Here is a 22,633-nt window from a genome sequence, read left to right on the forward strand (position 1 = left end):
AACCCGCATGACCGACCCGCATTTGCCTGAATTGCTTGAAGAATTCGACGCCCTCGACCTGCACGAGAAGATGATCCTGGCCTTGCTGGCCATCGTCGGCGAGCCGGTCGGCAAGCATGCCGTGTATGAACACCTGCAACGCGCCAATATCGTCGAGCCCGATGGCACGCCATTTACGCTGGCGGTCGTCACCGCCATGCTGCAGCGGCTGGCGCGCTTGGCGCTGGCGACCGAGGTGGTGGGACGCGGCTTTGCCTGCGAAGCGAAACTGCGCTGGCCGGCCATGCGCGAGGCGATCGAACACCTGCATTTTCGCGACCTGTGCCAGGCCATCGAAACCATCAACCCGGTGCGCCGCAACTGGGACGGCTATGTGGAACTGCGCAGCTACCGGCAAGGCGTGGCGCGCTTGCGCATCGCGCTGTTGCGCAATGACGAGCGCAGCCAGGTGGCCAGCCTGCTGGTGGCCTGCATGGCCTGCTACGAAGCGCAGCAGCTGCATCCGCTGATCGAGATCTGCGGCCGGCCGTTCGAGCCGGCCATGCTGCCCTATATCGTGCCGCAACTGCAGGACGAGATCCTGGCCGTGCTGCTGGCCAATGCGCCGCGCGAGCCCGCCACGGCGCCGGCCATCCGCGGCTATGCGCGCGCGCATTTCGCGGCGCAAACGGCGGCCGGCGACTGGATTGCACCCGCGCTGCCGCTGGCCCTGGCCGAAGACGCCATCCTGTGCGGCGAACTGGCGCAGGCGGCCGATTACCTGGCTGGCCAGGAAGGCGCGCAGATGGTGTATATCGACAGCACCATCGCCGTGCTGCGTGGCGAGCATGCCCAGGCGCTGGCCGGCTTCGAAGCGGCCCTGAAGGCGCTGCGCAAGGAAAGCGGCAAGCGCAAGCTGCTGTTTGCCGGCATCGGCGGCCACCTGTACATGCTGGCGCTATTGAAAAGCGGCGACGCCAGGCATCTGAAAACGGCCGAGACCTATCTCGATATCGCCGTGCATGTGCAACCCAACCATGACAGCGCCGTCTACCAGCAGCTGCACATGCTGCGCCTGGTGCGCGCCGGCGTGATGCAGGCAGAACTGGTACAAACGCGCCACTGGGAAACCGCCCTGCAGGCGCAGCTGTTCCAGGGTTTGCTGTATTACTGGCTGTCGCTGCCGCAACTGGCCGAACGCAAGCCGCAGCTGCAGGCGCTGGTGGCGCAAGCGGACGCGGCAGGCTACCAGCTGGTGGCGGCGCAGGCGGCCGGCGTGCTGGGCCTGCTGGGCGACCTGGCTCAGGAACACTACGCCACCGCCAAACGGGCGCAGCATGGCCTGACCGATATGGCGCCGTGGTTCGAGCGCCAGGAAGCGTGGCAGCGCCAGCTGAGCGCGCTGATCAACCTGCAGCCGGGCGCGGCCAGCGAAGCACCGGGAAGTGCCTCGCGGCTGGTCTGGCTGGTGGCGTTCGACGCCCGTTACGGCCTGACGGCGGTGGAGGTGCGCGAGCAGAAGCGCGACGCGCGCGGCGGCTGGAGCAAGGGCCGCGCCATGGGATTGAAACGCCTGGCCGAAGAGGCGCACGAGCTCGATTTCCTGTCGCCGCACGACGTGCGCGCGGCTGCCAGCATCGTCCCGTTCAAGCAATATTACTCATCGGCGCCGCGCCATGAAATCGTGCCCGACAAGGCGGCCCTGCTGCTGGTGGGCCACCCGCTGGTGTTCTGGCTCGACGCACCCGACACGCGCGTGGAATTGCTGGCCGGCGCGCCGGAACTGCTGATCAAGTCGCACGACGGCCAGCTGTGGCTGGGCCTGCAACCGCCCGTGCCGGAAGAAGCGGTCGACGTGGTGGTGCTGAAGGAAACCCCAACCCGCTTGCGCGTGGTGCATATCCAGGACGAGCACCGGCGCATCGCCGCCATCGTCGGCCTGGGGCTGTCGGTGCCGCTGCATGCGGAAAAACAGGTGCTGCAGGCGATCGGCGCCATCTCGTCCATCGTCACGGTGCAATCCGATATCGGCGGCGGCGTGGCGGACGCCGAAGTGATCACGGCCGACCCGCGCCTGCATATCCACCTGCTGCCCTACAGCCAGGGCCTCAAGATGCAGATCCTGGTGCGCCCGCTGGTTGACAGCGGCGCCTATTACGCCCCCGGCAGCGGCGCCGAAAGCGTGTTTGCCGACGTCGCCGGACGCGCGGTGCAGGCGCGGCGCGACCTGAACGCCGAGCGCGAAGCGCAGCGCCAGCTGGTCAAGCAGTGCCTGGTGCTGGAACAGGCCGAGGAAGAGCATGGCGAATGGCTGCTGGGCCAGCCATCGCTATCCTTGCAATTGCTGGTGGAACTGCAGGAACTCGACCCGGCCGGCATCGTGCTGGCCTGGCCCGAAGGCGAATCGATGCGCGTGACGAAACGCATCGACAGCGGCCAGATGCGGCTCAAGATCAAAAGTGACAAAGACTGGTTTGCCGCCAGCGGCGAAGTGCAGATCGACGAAGACAAGGTGATGGACCTGCGCGCCCTGCTCGACCTGATGCAGAACAACAAGAGCCGCTTCGTGGCGCTGGGCGACAACCAGTTCCTGGCGCTCAGCGACGAGCTGCACCGGCGCCTGTCCGAACTGGCCGCGTATGGCCAGGTGCACGAGGATGGCGTGCATGTGCATCCGCTGGCCGCGTTTGCGCTGGAAGAACTGGCGCATGACGCCGGCGGCGTGAACGCCGACAAACTGTGGCGCGAGCACCTGCTGCGCCTGCGCGCGCTGGACGACTACACGCCGCAACTGCCCTCCACCTTGCAAGCCGACTTGCGCGACTACCAGCTGGCCGGCTTCGAATGGCTGGCGCGCCTGGCCAACTGGGGCGTGGGCGCCTGCCTGGCCGATGACATGGGCCTCGGCAAAACCTTGCAGGCGCTGGCGCTGATCCTGTCGCGCGCACCCAATGGCCCGACCCTGGTGGTGGCGCCCACGTCGGTGTGCATGAACTGGCTATCCGAGGCGCAGCGCTTCGCGCCGACCCTGAACCTGAAACTGTTTGGCAGCGGTGACCGCGTTGACATGCTCGACAAGCTGCAGCCGTTCGACCTGGTGGTGGCCAGTTATGGCCTGCTGCAGCAGGAAGCGGCGCTGTTTGCCGGCGTGCGCTGGCATACCATCGTGCTCGATGAAGCGCAGGCCATCAAGAATGGCGCCACCAAGCGCTCGCAGGCCGTGATGGCGCTGCAGGGGGATTTTCGCATGGTGGCCAGCGGCACGCCGCTGGAAAATCACCTGGGCGAATTGTGGAACCTGTTCCGCTTCATCAATCCGGGTCTGCTCGGCACGTTGGACCAGTTCAACCTGCGCTTTGCCGGTCCGATCGAAAAAGACCAGGACAAGCGGGCGGCGGCCGGCGCCCGTCTGCGGCTCAAGCGCCTGATCGCGCCATTCATCTTGCGCCGCACCAAGACGCAAGTGCTGTCGGAACTGCCGCCGCGCACGGAAATCGTGCTGGAGGTGCAGCTGTCGCCGCAGGAGACCGCCTTGTACGAGTCGCTGCGCCGCGAAGCGCTGGAAAAGCTGGCCATGGTGGAAGGGCCGACCTCGAAAAAAGCCATCCAGATCCTGGCCGAAATCATGAAGCTGCGCCGCGCCTGCTGCAACCCGCAGCTGGTGGCGCCGGAACTGGGGCTGGCCAGCAGCAAGCTGGCGGCGTTTGCCGAGCTGCTGTCGGGCCTCTTGGAAAACCGCCACAAGGTGCTGGTGTTCAGCCAGTTTGTCGACCATTTGACCCTGATCCGCCAGCACCTGGAGCAGCATGGCGTCAGCTACCAGTATCTGGATGGCAGTACCACCATGCAGGAACGCAAGCGGCGGGTCGACGCCTTCCAGGCGGGCGACGGCGAGGTGTTCCTGATCAGCCTGAAAGCGGGCGGCATGGGCATCAACCTGACGGCGGCCGATTACGTGATCCATATGGACCCGTGGTGGAATCCGGCCGTCGAAGACCAGGCCTCGGACCGTGCCCACCGCATGGGGCAATTGCGCCCCGTGACGATCTACCGGCTGGTGGCCAGGCACACGATCGAGGAAGGCATCGTCGAATTGCACCAGCACAAGCGCGACCTGGCCGACAGCCTGCTGGAAGGCAGCGACGCGGCCGCGCGCATGTCGGCCAACGACATGCTGGGCATGCTGCAGGAGGGGCTGAAAAAATAAGGCTGGCGCGAACGGCCAGCCGGATTCCATGCGATGATGTTTTTTCCCTTGCATTACGATTGCGCCCATGACCGACCCACTCGCCCTCCCCGCCAGCGCCGGCCCGCGCGCCGTTTTTTTGTGCGCCAAGTCCTGGACCGCGTATGCCGGCACCTTCGCCATCGCGGTACTGCTGTTCTTTGCCGCCCTGCCGCTGGCCTTCAAGTACAACACGCGCGCCGCCTTGATCGTGCTGATCGGCTCGGCGCTGATCGTCGGCTACCGCCTGCTGACGATCCGCAGCCATCAGCTGTATTACGACGAGGCGGGCGTCTGGCTGGCTTCCGGCATCTTGCCATGGAAGAAAAAACTGACGGGCGTGCAGTGGCGCGACATGGAGCAGGCCAGCCATGAAACCAATTTCTGGAGCTGGCTGTTCCGCTCGTACACGGTGTGCATCACGCTGCGCACGACCCGGCAAACGGTGATCCATGCCAGCGGCATGGCGCGCGGCAAGCAGGCCGTCGACACCATCAATGCACGCCTGCAGGAAATCCTGCGCCAGCACGCCATCGTCGTCTGATCGCATCTAAAAGTGGCGCAACGCCGGCGATTGATGCTAATCTTTGGGCCGCCACGGCAAGCACAGCAAGGCTGTGCAATCGTTGTTTGTTACCGACATTATCAGTTTAATATTTACTGATAGACACAAATAACCAAATAATCAAGAGAATATTTATGATGATAAGAAACAAAGTTGTGCTTGCGGCGTTGATGATGACGTTTACGCTGTCGCCAGCCAGCGCTGCCAAGAAGCCGCAGAAAAATGGCAAGGCCACCACCAGCAGCAGCAAGAAGAAAAGCGTGGGCAAGAAGGCCGCCGTCGTCGGCGCCACCGCCACGGCCGCCGCCGCTGCCGCCATCGCCGGCGAAAACAGCCGCGACCGCACCATGAATTACCTCAGTGGCCAGTTCCTGACCAATCTGTGGCGCCTCGATCCGGAAAGCGCGATTTCCGCCGGTAAATACGACGGCGCCGCCAACCTGACGATCCCCGACGCGGCCAACCGCCAGCGCCAACTGGCCTTTATCAATGAATGGCTGGAAAAATTCGGCAAGCTCGACGGCAGCAAGATGTCGGACAAGCAACGCACCGACCTGGCCCTCTTGACCAACAAGCTGCAATCGGACCGCTGGTACCTGACCACCTTCCGCGAATTCGAATGGAATCCGGCCATGTACAACGTGGCCAGCTCGATCGACTTCATCCTCAACACGGAATACGCTGCGCAGCCGCAGCGCCTGCGCACTTTGCTCAAGCGCATCGCCACCGTGCCGCAATACTATATTGCCGCGCGCGCCAGCATCGTCAATCCGACGCGCGAACACACGCAGCTGGCGATTGCCCAGAGCGCAGGCGTGCTGAGCGTGCTCGACGACCTGAACAAGGCAGCGCAGGCGTCGATCCTGACGCCGACCGAAAAGCAGCTGTACAACGCGCGCGTCACGGCGGCCCGTACGGCCGTGCAGGGCTATGCCGCCTGGCTGACCGAGCAGGACGCCGCGCTGGCGCAAAACGGCGCGCGCTCCTTCCGCATCGGCAAGGAACTGTATGAGCAGAAATTCAATTACGATATCCAGGCCAGCGTCAGCGCCGAACAGATGTACCAGAAGGCGCTGGCGGCGCGCGAAAAGCTGCTCGAGCACATGGACAGCCTGTCCGACGAGCTGTGGACCAAAACCATGGGCAATGTCGCCAAGCCGCAGGACCGCACCGACAAGATCGGCATGGTGATCGACAAGCTGTCCAGCAATCACGTGGCGCCAGCCGACTTCGTGCCGGAAATCCGCCGCCAGATCCCGCAGTTGCAGGAATGGGTCACCAGCCACAACCTGCTGACGATGGACCCGCAAAAGCCGCTGGTGGTGCGTGAAACGCCGCCCTACCAGCGCGGCGTGGCCGGCGCCAGCATCGAGGCACCGGGCCCGTATCGCCCGCAGGACCGCACCTATTACAACGTGACGCCGCTCGACGGCGAAACGCCGGAGCAGGCGGAAAGCAGCTTGCGCGAATATAACCACTGGATCTTGCAGATCCTGAATATCCACGAAGCCATCCCCGGCCATTACACGCAGCTGGTCTATGCCAACAAGTCGCCGTCGCTGATCAAGGCCATCTTCGGCAACGGCGCCATGGTCGAAGGCTGGGCCGTGTATGGCGAGCGCATGATGCTCGAATCGGGCTACGGCAACAATGAAGCGGAAATGTGGCTGATGTACTCGAAGTGGAACCTGCGCAGCGTCACCAACACCATCCTCGATTACAGCGTGCACGTGCTGGGCATGACGGAAGCGCAGGCGCTCGACCTGCTGACGCGCCAGGCCTTCCAGACCAAGCGCGAAGCCACGGAAAAGTGGCGCCGCGTGCAGCTGAGCTCGGTTCAACTGACCAGCTACTTCAGCGGCTACAGCGAAATCATGGATTTGCGCGAACAGCGCAAGCAGGCACTGGGCAGCCGCTTCGTGCTGAAGGATTTCCATGAGCAATTCCTCAGCTACGGCAGCGCGCCGGTCAAGGTGATCAAGGAATTGATGCAGTAAGGCGTTGAACCATACTGACGCAAAGGGCGCCGCGGCGCCCTTTTTTATGCGCTTGCGGTATCACAAGCCGTCCAGCCGGCATCGGCGTAGCGTAGTTCAATCGATAACGTCCATAGCAGTACTGGCATTTGCCGATTTTTCTGCTAGTGTGGAACCAGGGAGTGATGATGCATATGCCGATCCAGTTCGACACCCTCGATTACGCCAAACGCCTCGCGTCCTCCGGCGTTCCCACCATGCAAGCCGAAGCCCACGCGGCGGCGCTTGGTGACGTACTGGGCAGCGCTGTCGTGGTGCATGGCGAACTGGCGGCCGTCGAGCGCAATGTGCTGGGTGAAATCAAACTGGTCGAACAAAGGCTGAAATCGTTCGAGCAGAAAATCGACGCTCGGCTGGAACGCATGGATTTGCGCCATGGTGCGGACATGAAGCATGTCTACTGGATGATGAGCACCTTGATCCTGCTGAACCTGGGCATACTCAGCAAGCTGATGCTGCAGTATTGAGTCACATCCCCACCCGCAAAAAAGCCGCTGCTTCCTCGGGAAGACAGCGGCTTTTTCATGGGCTCGATAAAGTAACGTCTACGACGCTTCTTCCGGCGCCTGGGTGGCCCTGACAAACATCGGCGACACCAGCAGGCCCAGTTCGAACAGCAGGCACATCGGGACGGCCAGCGCGAACTGGCTGACGATGTCGGGCGGCGTGACGATGGCGGCGATCACGAAGGCGCCAACGATCACGTAAGGGCGCACTTCCTTGAGCTTGGCGATGCTGACCAGGCCCATGCGCACCAGGATCACCACCACCACCGGTACTTCGAAGGTGGCGCCAAAGGCCAGGCACATCGACATGACAAAATCGAGGTAGTTTTCAATATCGGGCGTCACCGCGATCGACGATGGTGAAAAATTGCTAATGAAATGAAACACGCGGCCAAATACAAAGAAATAGCAGAAGGCCACGCCGGCCATGAACAGCAGCGAAGACGAGATGACCAGTGGCGCGACCAGCCGCTTTTCATGCAGATACAGGCCTGGGGCGATAAATGCCCACATCTGGTACAGCACCCACGGCAGGGCGACGATGATGGAGATCACCAGGGTGACCTTCATCGGCACCAGGAACGGCGAAATGACGCCGGTGGCGATCATTTTCGAACCGGCCGGCAGCGAGGCGATCATCGGCGCGGCGATAAAGTCGTAGATCTGGGCGGGACCGGGCCAATAGAACAACACCGCGCACACCACCGCGATGCCGATCGAAGCCTTGACCAGGCGGTCGCGCAACTCGACCAGATGCGAAATAAAAGTTTCTTCCACCGGAGATTTGCTACTCATGAGTAAAAAGACGATGGGGAGGAGGCGCTGCGCGGCCGGAAGCGCGCCACGCGGGCCGCGGCCGACTGCACATGCTGCTTGCCGCCATGGCGCTGTTTGTACCAGCCGGGAATGGCGGAATTGCGTACCAGTTTCTTGCGACGGAACTCGCGCGCCTTGCGGGCCAGGTCGTCCTGGGTGGCGCGCAACATGGCTTCATGCGCGTCGTGGCCGTCGTGGTCCTGCGCCGCATACACGGAAGTATCGCCGCGCCAGGCGTTTTCCACCTCGGCCAGGCTGCCGGAAATCGAATTTTCCACGCCATGCATGGATTTCTCCACGCTTTGCTTGACCGAATCGGCCGCCTCCTGCACTTCCTTCTGCAGGTTTTTCAGCTCTTCGAGTTCGATTTCACGCGTGACCTCGGATTTCACCTGGTTCAGGTAACGTTGCGCCCGGCCATACAAGGTGCCGGCCATGCGCGCCACCTTCGGCAGCTTTTCAGGACCGATGACGATCAGCGCCACCACGCCAATGATGGCGATTTTAGAGAGACCGAGATCGATCATAAGCGTCCAAGTGCTTCAAACGGGCAAGGCGCTAGCCCTGCCACGCCATCAGAACTTGCTTTTCTCTTTCGTGTCGACGTCGATCGTGCTCTTGTCGGCCACTTGCGATGGTGGCACGGGAGGGGTGTTCGCCGGCGGTTTTTCATCGTCGCCCTTGACGCCATCCTTGAAGCCTTTGACGGCCTTGCCGATATCACCGCCCATATTGCCCAGTTTCTTGGTGCCAAAGACCAGCATCACGATCACCAGAACGATCAGCCAGTGCCAAATACTCAATGAACCCATCACATTCTCCTTGCGGGACAGCGCCCGAGTAGCGTCAACCAATGCGGATAGTATACACGCGAACTTGCTGCATCGCGCAATCTCAGTATGGGGTCAATGCTGATTACGCCACGGACGCGGGCCGCCATACACATGCATGTGCAGGTGGTACACCTCCTGGCCGCCGTCCGGACCGCTGTTGATCAGGGTCTTGAAGCCGCCCGATGGCACGCCATCGGCGTCCATGCTGACGGCGCAGCCGAACTCGGCCGCCAGCCTGGGCGCCAGGCGCAACAGCTTGCCCAGCAGGGCCACATGGCTGTCGTCGCAATCGGACAGGGTCGCCACATGGCGTTTCGGGATCAACAGCAGATGCACGGGGGCGGCCGGGTTGATGTCTTTAAAGGCCAGCAAGTCGTCGTCCTCGTACACGATGGTCGACGGAATCTGTTTTGCGGCGATCTTGCAGAAAATACAGTTATCCACGCAGGCTCCAGGGTTGGTCAGTGTTTGTCCGCTTCGCCGGCGTCGCGCAGCTCATCCTTGCGCGCAGCTTTTTCCTCGAGGCCGGACAGGCCTTCGCGGCGCGCCAGTTCATCGAGCACCTGCTGCGGCGTCAAATCGAACTGGGCCAGCATGACCAGCGAATGAAACCACAGGTCGGCGCATTCGTACAGCACTTTGGACGGATCGTTGTCGCGCCGCGCATCCTTGGCGGCCATCACGGTTTCCGTCGCTTCTTCACCGATTTTTTTCAGGATCGCATCGTCGCCCTTGGCAAACAGGCGCGCCACGTAGGAGGTGGCCGGGTCGCCGCCATTGGCCAGCTTGCGCGATTCGATCACGGCGGCCAGACGTTTCAGGGTTTCACTCATTTGTTCTTCGTGTGTGCGTAAATGGTGTCGGGATCTTGCAGCACCGGCTCGGTGATCTGCCATTCGCCGGTCTTTTCGTCGCCCTCGAACTTCTGGAAGAAGCAGGAATGGCGGCCGGTATGGCAGGCGATGCCGCCGGTTTGCTCGATTTTCAGCAAGACCACGTCTTCATCGCAATCGAGGCGGATTTCCAGCACCTTTTGCGTGTGGCCCGATTCCTCGCCCTTGTGCCACAGTTTTTTACGCGAACGGCTCCAGTAGACGGCCTCGCCCAGTTCCACCGTGCGCGCCAGCGCGTCGCGGTTCATCCAGGCGAACATCAGCACATCGTTGCTGCCCGCTTCCTGCGCGATCACGGGCACCAGGCCGTGCTCATCCCATTTGACCTTTTTCAGCCACTTTGCATTGCTTGCGACCATAGTTCCGTTCTGCATGTTATCTCTATCCTCTTAAACCAGGCGCATCGGAATGCCCTGCTGCGCCATGAAACGCTTGGCTTCCTGCACCGTGTGCTGGCCATAGTGGAAGATGCTGGCGGCCAGCACCGCATCGGCGCGGCCCAGCTTGATGCCGTCGGCCAGGTCCTGCAAGCCACCCACGCCGCCCGAGGCGATCACGGGAATGCTGACGGCATCGGACACGCCGCGCGTCAGGCCCAGGTCAAAGCCGATTTTCGTGCCGTCGCGGTCCATGCTGGTGAGCAGGATTTCGCCGGCGCCCAGGCTTTCCATCTTGCGTGCCCATTCGAACGCGTCGAGGCCGGTGGCGTTGCGCCCGCCATGGGTAAATACTTCCCACTTGCCGGGCGAGACCTGCTTGGCGTCGATCGCCACCACGATGCACTGCGAGCCATGTTTTTGCGACGCTTCGTACACCAGTTGCGGATTGGTCACGGCCGAGGTGTTGATGCTGACCTTGTCGGCGCCCGCGTTGAGCAAGCGACGCACGTCGTCGACCACGCGCACGCCACCGCCGACGGTCAGCGGAATGAAGACCTGCGAGGCGACCGCTTCGATGATGTCGAAGATCAGGCCGCGGTTGTCGCTCGATGCCGTGATGTCGAGGAAGGTGATTTCGTCGGCGCCCTGCTCGTCATAGCGGCGCGCGATTTCCACCGGGTCGCCCGCGTCGCGCAGCTCGGTGAAATTGACGCCCTTGACGACGCGGCCATTGGTCACGTCCAGGCAGGGGATGATTCGTTTTGCAAGCATGATTAATCCAGATTGTCGCCACAAGAAAACCGGGGCATCCGCGCCCCGGCGGTGCTGCCTCAGGCCTCGGCGTCGTCTTCCACGTCAAGGTCGCCGCTCAGCTCGTCGGCGCGCAGTTGCGCCGAGGCCAGGTCGATCGTGCCTTCATAGATCGAACGGCCGCAGATCACGCCTTCGATGCCTTCGTCCTGCACCGCGCACAGCGCTTCGACGTCGCCCAGGTTGTGCAGGCCGCCCGAGGCGATGACGGGAATCTTCACCGCTTGCGCCAGCTTGACGGTGGCTTCGATATTGATGCCGCCCATCATGCCGTCGCGGCCGATATCCGTGTAAATGATCGATTCGACGCCATAGGCTTCGAATTTTTTCGCCAGGTCGATCACTTCATGGCCCGACATCTTGCTCCAGCCATCGGTCGCCACCTTGCCGTCCTTGGCGTCCAGGCCGACGATGATATGGCCAGGGAACGCGCCGCAGGCGTCGTGCAAAAAGCCCGGGCTTTTCACGGCCGCCGTGCCGATGATGATGTAGCTGATGCCGGCGTCCAGGTAGCGCTCGATGGTATCGAGGTCGCGGATGCCGCCGCCCAGCTGCACCGGGATTTCATCGATATCGTGTTCCACCGCGAAATCTTGCACGGCTTTCAGGATGGCCTTGACGGCGCCTTCATTTTTCGGTTTGCCGGCAAACGCGCCGTTCAGGTCGACCAGATGCAGCCGCCGCGCGCCTTGCATCAGCCAATGGCGGGCCATTTCGGCCGGGTCTTCGGAAAATACGGTGGCAAGTTCCATATCGCCTTGTTTCAGGCGTACGCAGTGACCGTCTTTCAGGTCGATGGCGGGAATAAGCAGCATGGTCAGTGTGGTTTAAGGTGAGTGAGAAGCAAAAGGTTCTGGGAAAGCAACGGTCAGGGGTCAGGGTTGCCAGTGAACGAAGTTCTTGTACAGCTGCAAACCAGCGGCAGCACTTTTTTCAGGGTGGAACTGTGTCGCGAAAATATTATCACGGGCGACGGCACACGCGAACGGCTTGCCGTAGATAGTCTGGCCGACCGTGTGCGCGGCCTCTTGAGGCTGAGCAAAATAGCTGTGCACAAAGTAGAAATAAGCGTCATCGTCGATGCCGTCCCACAAGGCATGTGACGCCGTTTGTTTCACTTGGTTCCAACCCATCTGCGGCACCTTGAAGCGCGAGCCGTCGTCCTGCAGCTGGCCGTCGAGCTGGAAGCGCACGACTTTGCCGGGCAACAAGCCCAGGCCGGCCGCGTCGCCCTCTTCGCTGCCGTCGAACAGCATCTGCTCGCCGATGCACACGCCCAGCACCGGCTTGCTGTCGGCCGCGCGCAGCAGCGCTTCCATCACGCCCGATTCACGCAGGCTGCGCATGCAGTCGGGCATCGCGCCCTGGCCCGGCAGCACGATGCGGTCGGCGCTGTCGATGTCGGCCGCCAGGCCCGAAATGCGCACGTCCGCTTCCGGCGCCACCGCGCGCAGCGCCTGCGCCACCGAGCGCAGGTTGCCCATGCCGTAATCCACCACCACAATTTTATTCATGTGTTTTATTCTCAGAATCTACAGAGTGACACAGGGCGCCGCTTACAGGCTGCCCTTGGTCGACGGAATGATGCCGGCCGCGCGCTCGTCGAGCTCGGCGGCCATGCGCAGTGCGCGGCCAAAGGCCTTGAACACGGTTTCGCACTGGTGGTGGGCATTGGTGCCGCGCAAGTTATCGATATGCAGGGTCACGCCCGCATGGTTGACGAAGCCGCGGAAAAATTCCAGCGTCAGGTCGACGTCGAAGCCGGCGATCATCGCGCGCGTAAACGGAATATGGTATTCGATGCCCGGGCGGCCCGAGAAATCGAGCACCACGCGCGACAGCGCCTCGTCCAGCGGCACATAGGCGTGGCCGTAGCGGCGGATGCCCTTCTTGTCGCCGATGGCCTTGGCCACCGCCATGCCCAGGGTGATGCCGACGTCTTCCACCGTATGGTGGTTGTCGATATGCACGTCGCCCGTCGCCGTGATATCGAGGTCGATCAGGCCGTGGCGGGCGATCTGGTCCAGCATATGGTCGAGGAAGGGCACGCCCGTGTTCAGCTGTTGCTGGCCGGTGCCGTCGAGGTTGATGGCGACGCGAACTTGCGTCTCGTTGGTGTTGCGCGTGATGTCTGCGGTGCGGTTCATGGAGGGACTCTGGCGATTAGCTAAACGAGGGATGCCTGGAAGGCATCGTAAAAAAGGGTGTTTTCTTCGGGGGTGCTGACGCTGACACGCAGGCAATTGGCCAGCACAGCATGCATTTTACTCATATTTTTGATTAAAACCCGGTGGGCAAGCAGTTTTACGCAAACATCGTCGGCATCAGCCACACGAATCAAGAGAAAATTTGCCTTCGAGGGAAATACCGTCACGCCGGGTAGTGCCGCCAGACGTGCCGCCAGTTCCTCGCGCGCGGTGTTGATCAGCGCGGCCTGCGCATTGAGCACGTCGAGATGATCGAGCACGAATTCGGCCGCGGCCTGGGTCAGCACATTGACGTTGTACGGCGGACGCACTTTCTCGAACTGCTCCAGCAGGGCTGGCGCGGCCGACATATAGCCCAGGCGGATGCCGGCCAGGCCCAGCTTCGACACGGTGCGCATCACCACCAGGTTGGGAAACTCGGGCAGGCGACCCATGAAGCTGTGCTGCGCGAACGGTTCATACGCTTCGTCGACCACCGCGATGCCGGTGTCACCGAGGGCGGCGATGATGCGCTCGATATCGGCGGGCGCGTACAGATTGCCGGTCGGATTGTTCGGGTAGGCCAGGAATACCAGCGCCGGGCGGTGCAGCTCGATGGCGGCCAGCATGGCGTCCATGTCGAGCGTGAAATCGTCATTGAGCGGCACGCCGGCAAAGTCCATGCCGGCCAGCTGCGCCGAGCGCCCATACATGACAAAAGCGGGCACGGGCGCCAGCAGCACGGCACGGCGCGCCGCGCCCTGTTTCGCGCAGGCCATCGCCAGCATGGAAATCAATTCATCGGAGCCATTGCCCAGGATCACATCGTAACCGGCAGGCACGCCCAGCTTGGCGCAGATGGCCGCCTTCAGGCTGGCGTACGATGGCGGATAACGGTTCAGCACGGCGCCAGCCAGGCGCACGCCCAGCGCGTCACGCAAATGCTGCGGCAGCAGATACGGGTTTTCCATCGCATCGAGTTTGACGTAGCCGCTGGCATCGGGCACGTGATACGTGCCGATGGCCTGTACGTCAGGGCGTACCGTGTTCTGGATTAACTGATCGAGGAAAGACATGCTGCAAACACTCCTGACATGAATGACAATTTAGACGGCGGCGTCTTCCGGCACGGCGGCGCGGCGGGGTTTCCTGGCCGCTGTCTTTTTGGCGGCCGGCCGGCTGACGGCTTTCTTTTTCGCCGGCGCCGGCGCATCTTGCTCCTGCTCCAGCGCCGCCAGCCGCTGCTCGATGATGGCGCAGTAATCGGGGTTCAGTTCAAACCCCACGAAATCGCGCCCGCAGCGCTTGGCCGCCAGCGCCGTGGTGCCGCTGCCCATGAACAGGTCGAGCACCACGCCGCCGGGCGGGCACGAGGCCTTCACCATGCGCTCGATGATTTCCAGCGGCTTCTGGGTCGGATGGTCGGCCCGCTCCGGGTGTTCCTTGTGCAGGCGCGACACGCTCCACAAATCCTTCGGGTTATAGCCCACTTCCAGCCATTTGGCGCCGATGAAGATCGAGCGCGAACGGGCTTTTTTTGTCGCCGCGTCATACGCGATGCGCACCGCGTCGAGGTCGAAGTAATAGTCCTTGCGCTTGACGAAAAAGCCGATCGTGTCGTGCACCGACGAAAAACTGCGCACGCTGCCGCCCATCGACGGCACGCGGCGGTCCCAGATGATTTCATTCATCATCGCCATGCGCTGTTTCAGCATGACGAAGATCTCGGGCGAGAAGCGCCAGGTGGTGAAAATATACAGGCTGCCGTTGGCTTTCAGCTTGGGCAGCGCCGCATCGATCCACTGCTCGGTCCAGCGCAGGTAGTCGGCCACCGTCTGCTGGTCCGAGGCATTGCCGTAGTCCTTGCCCAGGTTGTACGGCGGATCGGTCAGGATCAGGTCGACCGCGCCATCGGGAATGCGGGCCAGCCCGGCCAGCGCGTCTTCGCACCAGACCCGGTTGAGCCAGTCCTGCGCCGGCGCCGGCGATATCATTGCGGTTTCAAGCGCAGTTCGGCGCTGCGCGCGTGCGCCTGCAAGCCTTCGCCATAGGCCAGGGTGGCGGCGACCTTGCCCAGGGTTTGCGCGCCGGCTTCGCTGACATGAATGATCGACGAACGCTTCTGGAAGTCATACACGCCCAGCGGCGAGGAAAAACGCGCCGTGCGCGAGGTCGGCAGCACGTGATTGGGGCCGCAGCAGTAGTCGCCCAGCGATTCGGACGAAAAACGGCCGAGGAACATGGCGCCCGCATGGCGGATTTGATCGGCCCACTGCCACGGCTCCTGCGCCGAGATTTCCAGGTGTTCCGCCGCGATGCTGTTGGCAATCGCGCACGCCTCGTCCATGTCGCGCACCTTGATCAGCGCGCCCCTGTCCTGCAGCGAAGTGCTGATGGTGGCCTGGCGCGGCATGGTCGGCAGCAGCTTGGCGATGCTTTCCTCGACGCGCGCGATATAGTCGGCGTCCGGACACAGCAAGATCGCCTGCGCCAGCTCGTCGTGCTCGGCCTGCGAAAACAGGTCCATCGCCACCCAGTCCGGGTCGGTCGTGCCGTCGCACAGCACCAGGATTTCGGACGGTCCGGCGATCATGTCGATGCCGACGATGCCGAACACGCGGCGCTTGGCGGCGGCCACATAGGCGTTGCCCGGGCCGACGATCTTGTCGACGGCGGCAATCGTGCGCGTGCCATAGGCCAGCGCGCCGACCGCCTGCGCGCCGCCGATGGTGATCACGCGCGTCACGCCGGCAATCGCGGCGGCCGCCAGCACCATCTGGTTCTTGATGCCGTCCGGCGTCGGTACCACCATGATGATCTCGGCCACGCCCGCCACCTGGGCGGGAATCGCGTTCATCAGCACCGACGAGGGATAGGCGGCCTTGCCGCCCGGCACATAGATGCCGACCCGGTCCAGCGGCGTGATCTTCTGGCCCAGCACCGTGCCATCAGCTTCCGTGTAGGTAAAACCTTTCAGCTCGTCGCGCTGGCGTTCGTGGAACACGCGGATGCGCTGCGCGGCGACCTGCAGCGCTTCGCGCTGGGCCGACGGCAAGCCATTCAGGGCCGACTGCAGCTCGGCTTGCGAGATGTCGAAGGCCGCCATTTCGGCCGCGCCGCCATGCGGGATGCGGTCAAAACGGTTGGTGTATTCCAGCACGGCGGCGTCGCCGCGCGTTTTCACGTCGGCCAGAATTTTCGTGACCGACGTTTCAATCGCTTCATCGGTGCCCGCTTCGAACGCCAGCAGCGTGTCGAGCGACTGTTGAAAGCCATCCTGGCTTGAATCGAGCTTGCGTATCTGTATCGGCATGATGATCTTCCTGCTTGTTCCGGTGCTTGTTACTTGGCTTGCGAGGCGCGTTCAAACGCCTCGATGATCGGCTGCAAGCGCTCGCGCTTGAGCTTGAGCGCAGCCTGGTTGACCACCAGGCGCGACGAGATTTCCATGATGTGTTCGACTTCCACCAGGTTGTTCGCGCGCAAGGTGCTGCCGGTGCTCACCAGATCGACGATGGCGTCGGACAGGCCCACCAGCGGCGCCAGTTCCATCGAGCCATACAGCTTGATCAGGTCGACGTGCACGCCCTTGGCGGCGAAATGCTCGCGCGCCGTGTGCACGAACTTGGTGGCCACGCGCAGGCGCGCGCCCTGGTGCACGGCTTTTTCGTAATCGAAGCCGGCCTGCACCGCCACCGACATGCGGCAGGCGGCGATATTCAGGTCGATCGGCTGGTACAGGCCTTCGCCGCCGTGTTCCAGCAGCACGTCCTTGCCGGCCACGCCAAAGTCGGCCGCGCCATACTGCACATAGGTCGGCACGTCGCTGGCGCGCACGATAATCACGCGCACGTTCGGGTCATTGGTCGGCAGAATCAGCTTGCGCGAGGTTTCCGGGTTTTCCAGCACGCGGATGCCGGCCGCTTCCAGCAGCGGCATGGTGTCGTCGAAAATGCGGCCCTTTGACAGCGCCAGGATCAGCTGCGAGTCCTTGTTCAAACCATTCATGTTCTTGCCTTCTTTATTTGATGCGCACGATGTTGGCACCAACCGCCGAGAGTTTCACTTCCATGCGGTCGTAGCCGCGGTCGAGGTGATAGATGCGGTCGATCAGGGTTTCGCCGTCGGCGGCCAGGGCCGCGATCACCAGCGAGGCCGAGGCGCGCAGGTCGGTCGCCATCACGGGCGCGCCACGCAGTTGCTTGACGCCGGCGATGATGGCCGTATTGCCTTCGATGGTGATGTCGGCGCCCAGGCGGTTCATTTCCTGCACGTGCATGAAACGGTTTTCAAAGATGGTTTCGGTGACGCGGCTGGCGCCATTGGCGATCGTGTTGACGGCCATGAACTGCGCCTGCATGTCGGTCGGGAAACCCGGGTATTCGGTGGTGCGGAAACTGACCGGGTTCGGACGGGCCGACATTTCGGCGCGGATCCAGTCGGCGCCAAAGGTCATTGTCAGGCCCATCGCGCGCAATTTGTCGAGCGCCGCGTCGAGGATGTCGGTGCGCACATTGCGCAGGGTGATGTCGCCGCCGGTGGCCGCCACCGCGCACAAGAAGGTGCCGGTTTCGATACGGTCGGCAATCACCGCGTGGGCCGCGCCATGCAGCTCGGCCACGCCCTGGATCACCAGGCGGCTGGTGCCGATGCCGTCGATCTTCGCGCCCATCGCCACCAGCAGGTTGGCCAGGTCCGTCACTTCCGGCTCGCAGGCGGCGTTTTCCAGGATGGTCTCGCCCTGCGCCAGGGTCGCGGCCATCAGCAGGTTTTCGGTACCGGTGACGGTGATCATGTCGGTCACGATGCGCGCACCCTTGAGCTTGGCGCACTTGGCGTAGATATAGCCCGCTTCGATACGGATCTCGGCGCCCAGCGCTTCGAGGCCCTTGATATGCTGGTCGACCGGACGCGAACCGATGGCGCAGCCGCCCGGCAGCGACACTTTCGCTTCGCCGAAGCGCGCCAGCAATGGCCCCAGCACCAGGATCGAGGCGCGCATGGTTTTCACCAGGTCATACGGCGCTTCCAGGCTGGTGATGGCGCTGCCATTGAGCACCACGCGGTCGCCGTCCTGCTGCACTTTCAAGCCCGTCTGGCCCAGCAATTTGAGCATGGTGGCGACATCGTGCAGGTGCGGCACGTTCGACAGTTCCAGGTCGCCGGCGGTCAAGAGACCCGCGCACAGGATGGGCAGGGCGGCGTTCTTGGCGCCGGAGATGGCGATGTCGCCGTTCAGGCGGTTGCCGCCGTTGATCAGGAGCTTGTCCATGGCTTATCCTTGGTATTCTTCAGGGGTCAGGGTTTTCATCGACAGCGCGTGGATTTCTTCGCGCATGCGGTCGCCCAGCGCCGCGTAGACGATCTGGTGGCGCTGGATCAAACGCTTGCCGGCAAACGCGGGCGAGACAATGATGGCCTGGAAGTGCTGGCCGTCGCCCTCCACTTCGAGGTGGGTGCATTCGAGGCCGGCTTGCAGGTAGCCGTGGATCAGTTCTGGTGTGGTGGTCACGATAAGTCCTTGGAGATTTGAATTGGGTCGTAAATAGTATTAATGACGCAGGCGGTAGCCGCTTTTCAGCAGGCGGATCGAGGCGAACGCCAGGATCACCAGGAAGCCGGCGACAATCGACACGCTCAGCCACGGATTGACGTCGGAGGTGCCGAAGAAGCCATAGCGGAAGCCGTCGATCATGTAGAAGAAGGGGTTCAGGTGCGACACCGTCTGCCACAGCGCGGGCAGGGAATGGATCGAATAGAACACGCCCGACAGGAACGTGGCGGGCACGATCAAAAAGTTCTGGAAGGCGGCCAGCTGGTCGAATTTCTCGGCCCAGATGCCGGCGATCAGGCCCATGGTGCCCAGCAGGGCGGCGCCCAGGAAGGCAAACACGATGATCCACAGCGGCGCCACGAACGACAGGTCGGCGAACCAGCAGGTGATGGCGAACACGCCGAAGCCCACCGCCAGGCCGCGCGCGACCGAAGCGAGTACATACGCTGAAAAGATTTCCCAGTGCGACAAGGGGGTCAGCAGCACGAACACCAGGTTGCCGGTGATCTTGGACTGGATCAGCGAGGACGAGGAGTTGGCGAACGCGTTTTGCAGCACGCTCATCATCACCAGGCCGGGAATCAGAAAGGCGGTGTAGCTGACGCCGGGACTCGGTTCGACGCGCCCGTCCAGTACATGGCCGAACACCAGCAGGTACAGCATCGAGGTCAGCACGGGGGCGGCCACGGTTTGCGTCGCCACTTTCCAGAAGCGCAAGGTCTCTTTATAGACGAGGGTGCGAAAGCCTGACGACATCATACGGTACCTTTATCCATGATCTGCAAGAAGATATCTTCCAGGTCAGCTTGTTGCAATTGCATTTCATCGATCACGGCGCCCGACTCGCGCAGGCGGGCCAGGATCTGTTCGACTTCGCTGTAGTCGTTCACGCGCAGGCTGAACTTGTTCGGCGCCTGCTGCTCTTCGGGGTGCAGTACCAGGTGGCGCAGATCGGCCGGCAGGCTGCCGTGCAGCAGGTGTACCTGCAGCTGCGAGCCGGCGATGCGGCGGATCAGGGCCGACATGGTGTCGAGCGCCACCACCTTGCCGGTTTTCAGCATGGCCACGCGCTGGCACATGGCTTGCGCCTCTTCCAGGTAGTGGGTAGTCAAGACCACCGTGTGGCCGCCTTCGCGGTTCAGGCGCGAGATGAATTTCCACAGGGTCTGGCGCAGTTCCACGTCGACGCCGGCGGTCGGCTCGTCGAGCACGATCACGGGCGGCTTGTGCACCAGCGCCTGGGCCACCAGCACGCGGCGCTTCATGCCGCCCGACAGCGCGCGCATATTGGTGTCGGCCTTGCCGGTCAGGTCGAGGTTTTCCATCACCTCGTCGATCCACTTGTCGTTGTTCGGCAGGCCGAAGTAGCCGGACTGCAGGCGCAAGGTTTCGCGCACCGTGAAGAAGGGATCGAACACCAGTTCCTGCGGCACCACGCCGACGCTGCGGCGGGCATTGCGGAAGTCGGTGACCACGTCGTGGCCCTGGATGGTGACGCTGCCGGCGTCCGGCCGTATCAGGCCGGCGATGATGGAAATAAGGGTGGTCTTGCCGGCGCCGTTGGGACCGAGCAGGCCGAAAAATTCGCCCTCCTCGATCGCCAGCGAGACGCCGCCCAGCGCCTTGAGCGATTTATAGCTCTTTTCGACATTCGTGATTTGAATTGCGGTCATGTGCTTGTGTTCTGGTGTGATGCGCCGCTTGCCGGAGTAAGGTCAGGCCGACAGGCCGGTGCCGGGCGCCGTCTTCTGTTGAAGGTGGCGCAACAGTCAATTATAGTTGGAAAATTCGTGGAACACTTGGAGATCAGTCCGGCGGCGCTGCTGCACGGCCGGCCTGATAACTACTGCTGATGCGGGGAGCGGGACAGGATCAATGATGATGCAGGTCGGACGGGCTGCGCGCGGCGTGCGCGCCGGCAGTGCCACAGTCGTCGGCCGACAGCGTGCTCGACACGAGCGAGCAGACGCCATACAGCTTGGTCAGGTTTTTCAGGTTGGTCGGCAGGTTGTTCAGCTCCAGCACGGCGCCCGCTTCCTGTGCCGCGCGCTGCCACGTCAGCATGACCGACACGGCCGCCGAATCGACGGCCTTGACATTGCGCAGGTCAAACCTGGTCTGGCCCGAGCGGATCGCGTCCAGCCCCTGCTCCAACGCCGAAGTGGCGTTGTGCACGGTCAGGGAGGTCAAGGACTGCAAGGTGTCGAGAGGGTCTGGCATGGCGTCGGGCTGCGCTGGTCGGGTGCTGGAGCTAGTATGATAGCCGATTATTTGGCTTTGGCCGCAGGACGCGAGGCCAGCGCCTTGTTTTTGTCGGCCAGGGTCTTGATCAGGCCATCGATGCCGCCCTTGCTGATTTCGCTGTTGAAGCTGCTTTTGTAGGTTTCCACCAGCCAGGCGCCCATCACGTTGATGTCATAGATCTTCCAGCCGGCAGGCGACTTGGCCACGCGGTAGTTCAGCAAGACTGGTTCGCCACGGGCGACATTGACCTGCGAACGCACTTCCACTTCGGTATCGTCGGGGCTGGCGCGCAGCGGCTTGAAGTCCACGGTTTCATTCTTGATCTGCGACAGGGCGCCCGAATAGGTGTACACCAGCAGGGTACGGAACTCGGCCGACAGGCGCTGCTGCTGGTCCGGCGTGGCGGTACGCCAGTGACGGCCGGCGGCCAGCGAGGTCATGCGCTGGAAATCCACGTATGGCAGGATCTTGGTTTCCACCAGCTGGTTGACGCGGTTGATGTCGCCGGCCTGAATGCCCTTGTCGGCCTTGGCCGTGTCGATCACGTCCTGGCTGATGCGTTTGACCAGCGCGTCCGGCGCTTCGGTGGCGGGTGCGGCCTGGGCGGCGGTGGCAAAGGCGATGGTGGCCATCGCCAGCAATTGTTTCATCAATTTCATGGGTCTACCTTTCTGGTGGTGTTGCCAGCCGCAGGAGGCCAACAGGCGCTCGCTGCGGTGCTTGCGGTATGGCTAGTTTACTCTGAGGTCGTGGTCTCGGCGGCAACAGTATTGCTACCAGATGTTACGGGCTCCAGGGTGACGACGGGTGCCACTGGCGCCGGCTCGCTAGCGACTGGCGCCTGTTTCACGTCATCTTCCTCATCGATCGCGCTGCTGTCGTTTTTCGGTGCTTTCTGGTCGCGGCGGTCGGTGTCGCCATCGAAGACCTTGCTTTCGCGCGCTTGCAGGTAGCCGTCGCGGATGAACTCGTAACGGTCCAGCGCCGCCGCTTCCATCAGGTTGGTCGCGTCGAGATAGGCGGCGCGCTTGTCGACGATGCGCGTAAACGTGCCGATATTGCGCACATTGGTCGGATCCTTGTAGCGCCATGGGTCGCCGACGACATCGAGCGGGAGGGCGACGGTGTCGCGCATGGTCGACGGCCCCATCAGCGGCAGCACCACGTAAGGGCCGGGGCTGACGCCGTACCAGCCCAGGGTCTGGCCGAAGTCTTCATTGTGTTTCGGCACGCCTGCTTGCGAGGCGATGTCGATCAGGCCCAGGATACCGAAAGTCGAGTTCATCGTGACGCGCACGATGTCCTGCAGGCCCGCCTCGCCCTTGCCTTGCGCCAGGTTGTTGGCGGCGCTCCAGACATCGGACAAGTTGCCGAAGAAATTGCTCACGCCGGTCTGCACGAACGATGGCAGCACGTTCTTGTAGGCGGTGGCGACCGGTTTCAAGGCCACTTCATCGACTTTGTCGTTGAACTTGAACATGGCGCGGTTGTAACCCTCCAACGGGTCGCGCGGGTTGCCGCTGCTGGCGCAGGCGCTCAGGGTGGCGGCGATGGCCAGCATCAGGGCGATACGGCCCGCATTTGCTACAGTATTCATGTTCGACTC

25 protein-coding genes are annotated in these 22,633 nt (G+C 62.7%); 4 read left to right on the forward strand and 21 right to left on the reverse strand.

Translation table 11 applies throughout. The features are described from left to right. Positions 1-7 precede the first annotated feature (7 nt). From ACP7B7_RS02270 to ACP7B7_RS02285, 4 genes are all read left to right on the forward strand, one after another. On the forward strand, positions 8-4,186 hold the full coding sequence (locus tag ACP7B7_RS02270; protein WP_308923048.1) for a DEAD/DEAH box helicase: 4,179 nt from the start codon (positions 8-10) through the stop codon (positions 4,184-4,186). 67 nt (positions 4,187-4,253) lie between these two features. Continuing rightward, positions 4,254-4,748 (forward strand): hypothetical protein, encoded by a 495-nt coding sequence (locus ACP7B7_RS02275; RefSeq protein WP_308923049.1) that lies wholly within the window; start codon positions 4,254-4,256, stop codon positions 4,746-4,748. Positions 4,749-4,906: 158 nt separating this feature from the next. Beyond that, positions 4,907-6,766: a DUF885 domain-containing protein gene (locus tag ACP7B7_RS02280; RefSeq protein ID WP_308925832.1), complete on the forward strand. Its 1,860-nt coding sequence runs from the start codon at positions 4,907-4,909 to the stop codon at positions 6,764-6,766. 164 nt (positions 6,767-6,930) lie between these two features. After that, on the forward strand, positions 6,931-7,272 hold the full coding sequence (locus ACP7B7_RS02285; RefSeq protein WP_426075617.1) for a hypothetical protein: 342 nt from the start codon (positions 6,931-6,933) through the stop codon (positions 7,270-7,272). A gap of 78 nt (positions 7,273-7,350) precedes the next feature. Here the strand turns inward: ACP7B7_RS02285 and tatC are convergent, their stop codons facing one another. From tatC to ACP7B7_RS02390, 21 genes are all read right to left on the reverse strand, one after another. Then, a complete protein-coding gene (gene tatC, locus ACP7B7_RS02290) occupies positions 7,351-8,106 on the reverse strand; it encodes a twin-arginine translocase subunit TatC (protein ID WP_308923051.1) in 756 nt (251 codons plus the stop codon). Further along, positions 8,103-8,654, reverse strand: a complete 552-nt coding sequence (gene tatB, locus ACP7B7_RS02295; RefSeq protein WP_308923052.1) for a Sec-independent protein translocase protein TatB — start codon at positions 8,652-8,654, stop codon at positions 8,103-8,105. The genes tatC and tatB overlap by 4 nt, the downstream gene beginning before the upstream one ends. A gap of 48 nt (positions 8,655-8,702) precedes the next feature. Further along, a complete protein-coding gene (tatA, locus tag ACP7B7_RS02300) occupies positions 8,703-8,939 on the reverse strand; it encodes a Sec-independent protein translocase subunit TatA (protein ID WP_308923053.1) in 237 nt (78 codons plus the stop codon). Positions 8,940-9,032: 93 nt separating this feature from the next. Next, a complete protein-coding gene (locus ACP7B7_RS02305; protein ID WP_426075618.1) occupies positions 9,033-9,404 on the reverse strand; it encodes a histidine triad nucleotide-binding protein in 372 nt (123 codons plus the stop codon). Between the two features lie 17 nt (positions 9,405-9,421). Then, positions 9,422-9,793, reverse strand: coding sequence for a phosphoribosyl-ATP diphosphatase (locus ACP7B7_RS02310; RefSeq protein ID WP_076569447.1), 372 nt, complete (start codon positions 9,791-9,793; stop codon positions 9,422-9,424). Then, positions 9,790-10,212 carry a phosphoribosyl-AMP cyclohydrolase gene (hisI, locus tag ACP7B7_RS02315; protein WP_308925833.1) on the reverse strand — a complete coding sequence of 141 codons (423 nt, stop codon included), beginning with the start codon at positions 10,210-10,212 and terminating at the stop codon, positions 9,790-9,792. The genes ACP7B7_RS02310 and hisI overlap by 4 nt, the downstream gene beginning before the upstream one ends. A gap of 30 nt (positions 10,213-10,242) precedes the next feature. Continuing rightward, a complete protein-coding gene (hisF, locus tag ACP7B7_RS02320) occupies positions 10,243-11,004 on the reverse strand; it encodes an imidazole glycerol phosphate synthase subunit HisF (RefSeq protein ID WP_308923056.1) in 762 nt (253 codons plus the stop codon). 59 nt (positions 11,005-11,063) lie between these two features. Further along, positions 11,064-11,858, reverse strand: a complete 795-nt coding sequence (gene hisA / locus ACP7B7_RS02325; RefSeq protein ID WP_308923057.1) for a 1-(5-phosphoribosyl)-5-[(5-phosphoribosylamino)methylideneamino]imidazole-4-carboxamide isomerase — start codon at positions 11,856-11,858, stop codon at positions 11,064-11,066. A gap of 60 nt (positions 11,859-11,918) precedes the next feature. Beyond that, complete coding sequence (hisH, locus tag ACP7B7_RS02330; protein WP_308923058.1) at positions 11,919-12,557, reverse strand: imidazole glycerol phosphate synthase subunit HisH; 639 nt, start codon at positions 12,555-12,557, stop codon at positions 11,919-11,921. 42 nt (positions 12,558-12,599) lie between these two features. After that, positions 12,600-13,190 (reverse strand): imidazoleglycerol-phosphate dehydratase HisB, encoded by a 591-nt coding sequence (gene hisB, locus ACP7B7_RS02335; RefSeq protein WP_308923059.1) that lies wholly within the window; start codon positions 13,188-13,190, stop codon positions 12,600-12,602. Positions 13,191-13,210: 20 nt separating this feature from the next. Next, on the reverse strand, positions 13,211-14,305 hold the full coding sequence (hisC, locus tag ACP7B7_RS02340) for a histidinol-phosphate transaminase (RefSeq protein WP_426075619.1): 1,095 nt from the start codon (positions 14,303-14,305) through the stop codon (positions 13,211-13,213). 30 nt (positions 14,306-14,335) lie between these two features. Beyond that, positions 14,336-15,223, reverse strand: a complete 888-nt coding sequence (locus ACP7B7_RS02345) for a DNA-methyltransferase (protein ID WP_426075620.1) — start codon at positions 15,221-15,223, stop codon at positions 14,336-14,338. Continuing rightward, positions 15,220-16,542 (reverse strand): histidinol dehydrogenase, encoded by a 1,323-nt coding sequence (gene hisD / locus ACP7B7_RS02350; RefSeq protein WP_426075621.1) that lies wholly within the window; start codon positions 16,540-16,542, stop codon positions 15,220-15,222. The genes ACP7B7_RS02345 and hisD overlap by 4 nt, the downstream gene beginning before the upstream one ends. A gap of 29 nt (positions 16,543-16,571) precedes the next feature. Next, positions 16,572-17,237 (reverse strand): ATP phosphoribosyltransferase, encoded by a 666-nt coding sequence (gene hisG, locus ACP7B7_RS02355; RefSeq protein WP_426075622.1) that lies wholly within the window; start codon positions 17,235-17,237, stop codon positions 16,572-16,574. 13 nt (positions 17,238-17,250) lie between these two features. After that, positions 17,251-18,501, reverse strand: coding sequence for a UDP-N-acetylglucosamine 1-carboxyvinyltransferase (gene murA / locus ACP7B7_RS02360; protein ID WP_308923064.1), 1,251 nt, complete (start codon positions 18,499-18,501; stop codon positions 17,251-17,253). A 3-nt stretch (positions 18,502-18,504) separates the two neighbouring features. Further along, positions 18,505-18,741 (reverse strand): BolA family protein, encoded by a 237-nt coding sequence (locus ACP7B7_RS02365; protein WP_094442502.1) that lies wholly within the window; start codon positions 18,739-18,741, stop codon positions 18,505-18,507. Between the two features lie 39 nt (positions 18,742-18,780). Further along, positions 18,781-19,542, reverse strand: a complete 762-nt coding sequence (locus tag ACP7B7_RS02370) for an ABC transporter permease (protein WP_308923065.1) — start codon at positions 19,540-19,542, stop codon at positions 18,781-18,783. Next, positions 19,539-20,456, reverse strand: coding sequence for an ABC transporter ATP-binding protein (locus ACP7B7_RS02375; protein WP_308923066.1), 918 nt, complete (start codon positions 20,454-20,456; stop codon positions 19,539-19,541). The genes ACP7B7_RS02370 and ACP7B7_RS02375 overlap by 4 nt, the downstream gene beginning before the upstream one ends. Positions 20,457-20,655: 199 nt before the next feature. Then, complete coding sequence (locus ACP7B7_RS02380; protein ID WP_308923067.1) at positions 20,656-21,003, reverse strand: STAS domain-containing protein; 348 nt, start codon at positions 21,001-21,003, stop codon at positions 20,656-20,658. Positions 21,004-21,050: 47 nt separating this feature from the next. Further along, a complete protein-coding gene (locus ACP7B7_RS02385; RefSeq protein ID WP_308923068.1) occupies positions 21,051-21,686 on the reverse strand; it encodes an MlaC/ttg2D family ABC transporter substrate-binding protein in 636 nt (211 codons plus the stop codon). A gap of 77 nt (positions 21,687-21,763) precedes the next feature. Further along, a complete protein-coding gene (locus ACP7B7_RS02390; protein ID WP_426075623.1) occupies positions 21,764-22,624 on the reverse strand; it encodes an MlaA family lipoprotein in 861 nt (286 codons plus the stop codon). Positions 22,625-22,633: the final 9 nt, after the last annotated feature.

It is taken from the genome of Janthinobacterium sp. PSPC3-1, assembly GCF_049896105.1.
Taxonomy (GTDB): Bacteria; Pseudomonadota; Gammaproteobacteria; order Burkholderiales; family Burkholderiaceae_D; genus Janthinobacterium.

What these genes read in the sequence shown, in the direction of transcription:
- ACP7B7_RS02270 (WP_308923048.1), top strand. Translation starts at nt 8, where the DNA reads ATGACCGACCCGCATTTGCCTGAATTGCTTGAAGAATTCGACGCCCTC.
- ACP7B7_RS02275 (WP_308923049.1), top strand. Translation starts at nt 4,254, where the DNA reads ATGACCGACCCACTCGCCCTCCCCGCCAGCGCCGGCCCGCGCGCCGTT.
- ACP7B7_RS02280 (WP_308925832.1), top strand. Translation starts at nt 4,907, where the DNA reads ATGATAAGAAACAAAGTTGTGCTTGCGGCGTTGATGATGACGTTTACG.
- ACP7B7_RS02285 (WP_426075617.1), top strand. Translation starts at nt 6,931, where the DNA reads ATGATGCATATGCCGATCCAGTTCGACACCCTCGATTACGCCAAACGC.
- tatC (WP_308923051.1), bottom strand. Translation starts at nt 8,106, where the DNA reads ATGAGTAGCAAATCTCCGGTGGAAGAAACTTTTATTTCGCATCTGGTC.
- tatB (WP_308923052.1), bottom strand. Translation starts at nt 8,654, where the DNA reads ATGATCGATCTCGGTCTCTCTAAAATCGCCATCATTGGCGTGGTGGCG.
- tatA (WP_308923053.1), bottom strand. Translation starts at nt 8,939, where the DNA reads ATGGGTTCATTGAGTATTTGGCACTGGCTGATCGTTCTGGTGATCGTG.
- ACP7B7_RS02310 (WP_076569447.1), bottom strand. Translation starts at nt 9,793, where the DNA reads ATGAGTGAAACCCTGAAACGTCTGGCCGCCGTGATCGAATCGCGCAAG.
- hisI (WP_308925833.1), bottom strand. Translation starts at nt 10,212, where the DNA reads ATGGTCGCAAGCAATGCAAAGTGGCTGAAAAAGGTCAAATGGGATGAG.
- hisF (WP_308923056.1), bottom strand. Translation starts at nt 11,004, where the DNA reads ATGCTTGCAAAACGAATCATCCCCTGCCTGGACGTGACCAATGGCCGC.
- hisA (WP_308923057.1), bottom strand. Translation starts at nt 11,858, where the DNA reads ATGCTGCTTATTCCCGCCATCGACCTGAAAGACGGTCACTGCGTACGC.
- hisH (WP_308923058.1), bottom strand. Translation starts at nt 12,557, where the DNA reads ATGAATAAAATTGTGGTGGTGGATTACGGCATGGGCAACCTGCGCTCG.
- hisB (WP_308923059.1), bottom strand. Translation starts at nt 13,190, where the DNA reads ATGAACCGCACCGCAGACATCACGCGCAACACCAACGAGACGCAAGTT.
- hisC (WP_426075619.1), bottom strand. Translation starts at nt 14,305, where the DNA reads ATGTCTTTCCTCGATCAGTTAATCCAGAACACGGTACGCCCTGACGTA.
- ACP7B7_RS02345 (WP_426075620.1), bottom strand. Translation starts at nt 15,223, where the DNA reads ATGATATCGCCGGCGCCGGCGCAGGACTGGCTCAACCGGGTCTGGTGC.
- hisD (WP_426075621.1), bottom strand. Translation starts at nt 16,542, where the DNA reads ATGCCGATACAGATACGCAAGCTCGATTCAAGCCAGGATGGCTTTCAA.
- hisG (WP_426075622.1), bottom strand. Translation starts at nt 17,237, where the DNA reads ATGAATGGTTTGAACAAGGACTCGCAGCTGATCCTGGCGCTGTCAAAG.
- murA (WP_308923064.1), bottom strand. Translation starts at nt 18,501, where the DNA reads ATGGACAAGCTCCTGATCAACGGCGGCAACCGCCTGAACGGCGACATC.
- ACP7B7_RS02370 (WP_308923065.1), bottom strand. Translation starts at nt 19,542, where the DNA reads ATGATGTCGTCAGGCTTTCGCACCCTCGTCTATAAAGAGACCTTGCGC.
- ACP7B7_RS02375 (WP_308923066.1), bottom strand. Translation starts at nt 20,456, where the DNA reads ATGACCGCAATTCAAATCACGAATGTCGAAAAGAGCTATAAATCGCTC.
- ACP7B7_RS02380 (WP_308923067.1), bottom strand. Translation starts at nt 21,003, where the DNA reads ATGCCAGACCCTCTCGACACCTTGCAGTCCTTGACCTCCCTGACCGTG.
- ACP7B7_RS02385 (WP_308923068.1), bottom strand. Translation starts at nt 21,686, where the DNA reads ATGAAATTGATGAAACAATTGCTGGCGATGGCCACCATCGCCTTTGCC.
- ACP7B7_RS02390 (WP_426075623.1), bottom strand. Translation starts at nt 22,624, where the DNA reads ATGAATACTGTAGCAAATGCGGGCCGTATCGCCCTGATGCTGGCCATC.